Origin of the sequence: Streptomyces anatolicus, assembly GCF_019400875.1 — a bacterium.
GTDB classification, from domain to species: Bacteria; Actinomycetota; Actinomycetes; order Streptomycetales; family Streptomycetaceae; genus Streptomyces; species Streptomyces anatolicus.
In genome coordinates, this window is the sequence record NZ_WMBF01000336.1 from 1 (window position 1) to 6,950 (window position 6,950).

Genomic DNA, 6,950 nt, shown 5'->3' on the forward strand with positions numbered 1-6,950 from the left:
TCCGTAGAGTCCCCGGCCCCGGAGCCGTCGCCCACCACGTGGGCGAGCCCCCGCACCACGGCGACCGGCAGCCCCGCCGCCTTCCCCTTGACGAGGTCCCCGGCCGCGGCCAGCTCATCGGCGGTGGCGACGACGGTCGCGCTCAGCGGATTGCCGTACGCGTCGACACCGCCCCGCAGATCGTCGAGGACCCGCACGCCGGCCGCCCCGATGGCCACATCGGTGAGCCCGGCCCGCCAGGGCCGCCCGAAGGTGTCGGTGACGACGACGCCCACATCGACCCCCAGCGCCTCCCGCACCCCTTCCCGCAGGGCGCGAGCCGAGGCGTCGGGGTCCGAGGGGAGCAGCAGCACCGTCCCGGAAGGGGTGTTCGACGCGTCGACCCCGGCCGCCGCCATCACGAGCCCCTGCCGGTTCTCGACGATCCGCAGGGTCCCGCGCCGCGCCACGACCCGTACGGTCTCCGCGTCGATGGCCGCCTCGCGGTCGCCCGCCTCGACGACCCGCCCCTCGGCCTTGCTGACGATCTTGGACGTGACGAGCAGGACGTCCCCGTCGGCGAGGCCCGGCTCGGCAGCCGCGATCAGCTTGGCGAGGTCGTCGCCCTCCCGCACCTCGGGCAGCCCGGGCACGGCCCACACCCGGAAGGACGGGCCCGCCCCGTCCGGGGAGGTCACGCCCGTACCTCCGAGGCGAGGGCGAGAGCCGCACGCGCCATCTCCGCCGCAGCGTCGACGTCGGTCATCATCAGGGGTATGGCCCGGCACCGGATGCCGGCGCTCTCCACCCGCTCCACCACGCCCGCGTCGACGCTGTCGACCAGCCATCCGTCGAGCAGCCCGCTGCCGTAGTGTTCGGCGACGGCGGCGGCGGTGGTCTCCACGCCGACGGCGGCGAGCACCTTGTCGGCCATGCCCCGCACGGGCGCGTCGCCGACGATGGGGGAGAGGCCGACCACCGGCACGCCCGCGTCGGCGATCGCCTCGCGGATGCCGGGCACGGCGAGGATGGTGCCGACGCTCACCACGGGGTTGGACGGCGGGAAGAGCACGACGTCGGCCTCGGCGATGGCTTCGAGGACGCCGGGCGCGGGCTTGGCCTGCTCGGCGCCGACGGGCACGATCGCGTGCGCGTCCACGGAGGCGCGGAGCCGCACCCAGTACTCCTGGAAGTGCACGGCCTTCTGCTCGCCGTCGAGCGTGACGGCGACATGGGTCTCGACGCGGTCGTCCGACATGGGGATGAGCCGCACCCCTGGCTGCCACCGCTCGCAGAGCGCCTGGGTGACGGCGCTGAGCGGATATCCGGCGCCCAGCATCTGCGTCCGCACGATGTGCGTCGCGAAGTCGCGGTCGCCGAGTCCGAACCACTCGGGCCCCACGCCATACGCCGCGAGCTCTTCCTTGACCTTGAACGTCTCGTCCGTACGCCCCCAGCCCTGCTCCTCGTTGATGCCGCCGCCGAGCGTGTACATCACGGTGTCCAGGTCGGGGCAGACCTTCAGCCCGAACAGGTGAATGTCGTCACCGGTGTTGCCGATGACCGTGATGTCCGCGTCGGGCGCGGCCTTCTTGAGCCCGCGGAGAAAACGGGCGCCGCCGATGCCGCCGGCCAGAACCACAATGCGCATGGTCCCCAGCATGTCAGGCGGGTACGACAGTGCGTCAGGCGGTTACGACATCCTCCGCGGCGCCGTCCGCGACGGCGGCGGCGCACTGGGCCGCGTGCATCGGCATCTCGGTCAGGCCGGGGTAGTAGACGTGCAGGCTGACGGCCGGTTCGAGGGAGTCGTTGACGACCTCGTGGACGTACCCCGGCGCGAAGACGCGCTGCGCGCCCGGCGCGAGCGCCCGCGTGCCCCGCTCGGTGTGCTCGGTCAACTCGCCCTCAAGGAGCGTGAGGACGCCGGAGGAGCGGCCGTGGTCGTGCAGTCCGCTGCCCTGTCCTGGCACCCAGGAGAGCAGCCAGACCTCGTAGCCGGGTCCGGTGCGCAGGCGGTGGTACCAGCGGCTGGTGGCGTCGTACTGGACGAGGTGCTGCCACTGGGCGCGGTCGGCGGCGATGGCGCGGGCAAGGCCGACGAACTCGGCCACGGTGGTGGGGTGCTCGCGGGCGGGCTGCAGCAGGTGCGGGACTTCGAGGATGTCGCCGGCGATCTGGAGGTCGCTGTCGCTGTTCATCGTGCGGTGGTTCCTCAACGTAAGAGTGCTGGGGTGTCGCGAAGGATGGGTGGAGCGCGGGAAGGCAGCAGAGCTGGTCAGGCGGAGAAGCGTGATGCGGAGATGCGTGATGCGGGGAGAGCGGCTCGACAGCTGGATGGACTCAACAGCTGGAGCAGGAACAGCGGCAGCGCGCGTGGGCAGCACCGATGGACCCGCTGGTGCGGGTCATCGAAAGAGCCAGGTTCGCGAGCATGCCCACCAGGACACCCGGTTACACCTTCGGTGTCAACTCAATGTCCGAAATGTGGGATAGCTTTCACCTCATCCGGTTGTTCGGGCAGGCGAAAGGTTTGTGCACCGGACTCACGGGACACATGGCGCAGCAACCGGCACTCAAACATCGACGTCCTTCCATATGAGACCTCCGTCGAGGCCTCCGGGAGGAGAGCGCCGGCGGGTCGCCGACGGGTGTCATGGTTTATGCCGATTTGAACACTTTCCGCATAGCCTTGGTTCCGCAGAGTGAATAAGGGGCCCAATAGCAGATCTCGGCTTGACTGGCCCGGATCGGCACACTTGTAATTTCACTCGTGTCGTTCAGCCGAAATCGGTAACGGCAGCACCACGGGGACGCACAGACAGACGAGGGGCGCAGATGACCGAGCTGGTTCAGGAACTGCTGGTCGAGGACGCGGACGAGGAACTCGGCTGGCAGGAGCGCGCGCTGTGCGCCCAGACCGACCCCGAGTCCTTCTTCCCCGAGAAGGGCGGCTCCACGCGCGAGGCCAAGAAGGTCTGTCTCGCCTGTGAGGTCCGCTCCGAATGCCTCGAATACGCACTCGCCAACGACGAACGCTTCGGTATCTGGGGCGGTCTGTCGGAGCGTGAGCGCCGACGACTGAAGAAGGCGGCGGTGTGAGCACAAGCGCGTCCGCGCAGGTGCCGCCCCCATTCGGCACACCTCTCCCTCGAACAGTGCGCGACGAACGGCCCGTCGCCGGTGGGTCATCCACAGGCGGCGGGCCGTCCTGGTGCCGGCCGTCACCCGCACCCGAAGGTGACCGCCACCCCAACGCGACCTGATCCGCCGGACAGGCCCTAGTGTGGGGCCCCGTCCGAGACGCCCCGGCGCCCCCGCAGGGCGCAGGCGTCCACCGCAGTCCATCGAACCGGGGCCCGTACCTCGATGTCCGTGCACAACCACTCGGCAGCCCCTCACGACGCTGCCGCCCCTGAGTTCCCGCGGCACGTCGTGACCGCCGTCCTCGTCTCCCACGACGGCGCCCGCTGGCTGCCCGACGCCCTGGCGGGGCTGCTCGGCCAGGAGCGGCCCGCGCAGCAGGCCGTGGCCGCGGACACCGGCAGCGCGGACGACTCCGCCCGCCTGCTCACCGAGGCCCTCGGCCCCGACCGCGTGCTCCACCTCGCCCGCCGCTCCGGCTTCGGCACCGCCGTCGACGAGGCGGTCCGCGGCGCCGGGACGCCGACCCCCGAAGAGCTGCCGTACCTCAAGCGCCCCAGCGGCTGGGACCCGGTGAGCCGCTCCTGGCGCGACGACGCGTACGACCTGCCGGACCTGCCGCACGGCGAGCCCGTGCAGTGGCTCTGGCTGCTCCACGACGACTGCGCGCCCGAGCCCGACGCCCTCGCCGAACTGCTGCGCGCCGTCGAGAACGAACACGAGCTTGGCAAGGACGTCGCCGTCGTCGGCCCCAAGCTCCGCGGCTGGTACGACCGCAGACAGCTGCTCGAAGTCGGCGTCTCCATCGCCAACAGCGGCCGCCGCTGGACCGGCCTCGACCGCCGCGAGCAGGACCAGGGCCAGCACGACCACGTACGGCCCGTGCTCTCGGTCTCCACCGCCGGCATGCTCATCCGCCGCGATGTCTACGAACAGCTCGGCGGCTTCGACCGCTACCTGCCGCTGATGCGCGACGACGTCGACCTGTGCTGGCGCGCGCACGCCGCGGGACACCGCGTCCTGGTCGCCCCCGACGCCGTCGTCCGGCACGCCGAGGCGTCCTCGCGCGAGCGCCGCACCGTCGACTGCGTCGGCCGCACCGCGACCTCGCCGCACCGCGTGGACAAGGCGGGCGCCGCCTACACCCTGCTCGCCAACGCCCGTACGGCCGTGCTGACCTGGGTGCTCCTCCGCCTCGTCTTCGGCACGCTCCTGCGCACCGTCACCTACCTCCTCGGCAAGGCGCCAGGGCAGGCCCTCGACGAGATCGCGGGCCTCCTGGCCACACTGCTGCGGCCGGGGCGGATCCTCGCCGCCCGCAAACAGCGCGGCAAGTCCGTGCTCGACGCGGGCGAGACGCGGGCCCTGTTCCCGCCGCCCGGCGCCACCGTGCGGGCCACCGTCGAACAGGCGGCGGGCAGCCTCGTCGGCCGCTCCGACCCCGAAGCCCCCGCCGGCGCCGGACGGCACGGCGCCGTCGAGTCCGGGCCCGGCGGCGACGACGCCGACTTCCTGGAGATCGAGCAGTTCGCCCGCCTCAAGCGCATCGCCCGCAAACCGGGACCGATGCTCTTCGTAGTGCTCCTGTTCGTCTCGCTCATCGCATGCCGCGCCCTGCTCGGCGGCGGGGCGCTCGCGGGCGGCGCCCTGCTGCCCGCCCCCGCCGACTCCTCGGGGCTGTGGGCGCGTTACCTGGACGGCTGGCACCCCGTCGGCACGGGCGGCACCGAGACCGCGCCGCCGTATCTCGCGCTCCTCGCCGCGCTCTCCAGCCTGCTCTTCGGCTCCACCGGCCTCGCCGTCACCGTGCTGCTCGTCGGCTCCGTGCCGCTGGCGGGCTTCGCCGCGTACTTCGCCTCCCGCCCGCTCGTCCCCTCGCGCCTGCTGCGCGCCTGGGCCTCCGTCGCGTACGCCTTCCTGCCCGCCGCCACCGGCGCGCTCGCGGGCGGCCGCATCGGCACCGCCGTCCTCGCCGTCCTGCTGCCGCTCATCGCGCGCGCGGGCGCCGCCGCCGCCGGTCTGACGGCCTCCGGGAGCGCCCGCGGCACCTGGCGCGCCACATGGGCGTACGCGCTCCTGCTGACCCTCGCCACGGCCTTCACGCCGGTCGTCTGGCCGATCGCCCTGGTGCTCGGCCTCGCCCTGCTCGTCCTGCGCCGCCGCGACATCACCGGCTACGGCCCCCGCTTCCTCGCCGCGCTCGGCACCCCGCTGCTCATGCTCGCCCCGTGGTCGCTGACGCTGCTGCCCTTCGGCTTCTTCAAGGAAGCGGGCCTGGAGTTCGGCACCGGCTCCGCGAGCGCCCTCGACCTGCTCGGCGCCAGCCCCGGCGGCCCCGGCACCGTGGACGGACTGCTGCTCACCGGCATCGTCCTCGCCGCACTCGGCGCCCTGCTGCGCACCGAGCGGCAGCTCGCGGTCCGCACCGCCTGGACGGCCGCCCTGGTCTCCCTGGTCTTCGCCGTCCTGTCGAACGGCTCGGCATGGGCGGGCCCGGCCACCCTCGCCTACGGCATCGCGCTCCTCGCCGCCGCCGCACTCGGCGCCGACGGGGCACGCGCGCGTGTCGCCGAGCAGAGCTTCGGCTGGCGCCAGCCGGTCGCCGCGCTCATCGCCTTCGCCGCGGCGGCCGGGCCGCTGCTCCTCGCCGCCGGCTGGATGATCCGTGGCGCCGACGGCCCCCTGGAGCGGCGCGATCCGGTCCAGGTGCCCGCGTTCGTCGCGGAGGAGAGCGGAACACAGGACCAGGCCCGCACCCTCGTCCTCGACAGCGAGTCGGCTGCCGAGGTCGCCTACACGCTCGTACGCGGATCGGGCGCCCGGCTCGGTGATGCCGAACTGGCCGCCGCCGCGGGCCCGGACGACAGGCTCGACAAGATCGTCGCCCGCCTCGTCGCGGGCTCCGGCGCCGACCAGGCCGACCAGCTCGGCGGCTACGCCGTGCGCTACGTCCTCGTACGCGAGGGCGCGCCCCGCCAGATGAGCCGCACCCTGGACGCCACGCCCGGCCTGACCCGGCTCAGCCAGGAGGACGGCAGCGCCCTGTGGCGCGTGGACCGGCAGGTCTCCCGCGCCGCCATCGTCCCGAAGACCGGCGACCCGGAGCCGGTCGCCGCGGGCCCCGTCGAGCTGCACACGAAGATCCCCGCGGGCGACGCGGGCCGCGTGCTGCGGCTCGCCGACTCCGCCGCCCCGGGCTGGACCGCGACCCTCGACGGCCGCCCGCTGACCCGCACCACGCTGGACGGCTGGGCGCAGGGCTTCGAACTGCCCTCATCGGGCGGCCGTCTCGACGTCACCTACGACGCCCCGATGGGCCACACCGCCTGGCTGTGGGCGCAGGGCGCGCTCGCCCTCGTCCTCGTGGTGCTCGCCCTTCCCGGGCGCCGCCGTGACGTCGACGACGACCTCCCCGAGGAGCCCGTCGTCCCGGCCCAGGCGGTCGAGGGCGAGGGCCGCAGGGCGCGCAGGCTGCGGGCCCAGAGCGAGCAGGCCGCGCAGCACGCGGGCGAGGACGTACCGCCGCCTTCTTCGGAGGAGCCCCTGGCGGCCGTTCCGCAGCAGCAGTCGTACGGCGCGTGGGAGGAACCCGCCCACGCGGGCGCCGAACAGCAGTACCAGGGCGAGTACCAGAACGCCCCCTACCAGGACGGCACATACCCGCCCGGCTCCTACGAACAGGCGGCCTACCCGGCCGAGGCCCCCCAGGAGGGTCAGTACGACCCGTACGCCTCCTACGGAGGAGCGGGCGGTGTCTACGGAGGCGGGCAGCAGTACGAGCAGTCCTACGGAGAGGCCCCGTACGGACAGCAGCAGCCGCCGACGCC

The 6,950-nt window shown here is 73.4% G+C and carries 5 protein-coding genes; 2 read left to right on the forward strand and 3 right to left on the reverse strand.

Annotated features, from left to right (window positions below; genetic code table 11):
- From GKQ77_RS24030 to GKQ77_RS24040, 3 genes are all read right to left on the reverse strand, one after another.
- Positions 1 to 677, reverse strand: a 677-nt coding sequence (locus GKQ77_RS24030) for a coenzyme F420-0:L-glutamate ligase (protein ID WP_219691014.1), incomplete at its 3' end; no start/stop codon positions are given.
- Complete coding sequence (gene cofD, locus GKQ77_RS24035) at positions 674 to 1,630, reverse strand: 2-phospho-L-lactate transferase (protein ID WP_219691015.1); 957 nt, start codon at positions 1,628 to 1,630, stop codon at positions 674 to 676. The genes GKQ77_RS24030 and cofD, both read right to left, overlap by 4 nt.
- A gap of 34 nt (positions 1,631 to 1,664) precedes the next feature.
- Positions 1,665 to 2,180 carry a cysteine dioxygenase gene (locus GKQ77_RS24040; protein ID WP_219691016.1) on the reverse strand — a complete coding sequence of 172 codons (516 nt, stop codon included), beginning with the start codon at positions 2,178 to 2,180 and terminating at the stop codon, positions 1,665 to 1,667.
- A gap of 637 nt (positions 2,181 to 2,817) precedes the next feature.
- Between GKQ77_RS24040 and GKQ77_RS24045 the strand changes: the two genes are divergently transcribed.
- Positions 2,818 to 3,081: a WhiB family transcriptional regulator gene (locus GKQ77_RS24045; protein ID WP_016642094.1), complete on the forward strand. Its 264-nt coding sequence runs from the start codon at positions 2,818 to 2,820 to the stop codon at positions 3,079 to 3,081.
- Positions 3,082 to 3,348: 267 nt separating this feature from the next.
- Positions 3,349 to 6,950: glycosyltransferase family 2 protein (locus tag GKQ77_RS24050; protein ID WP_219691017.1), on the forward strand; the 3,602-nt coding region annotated here is incomplete at its 3' end.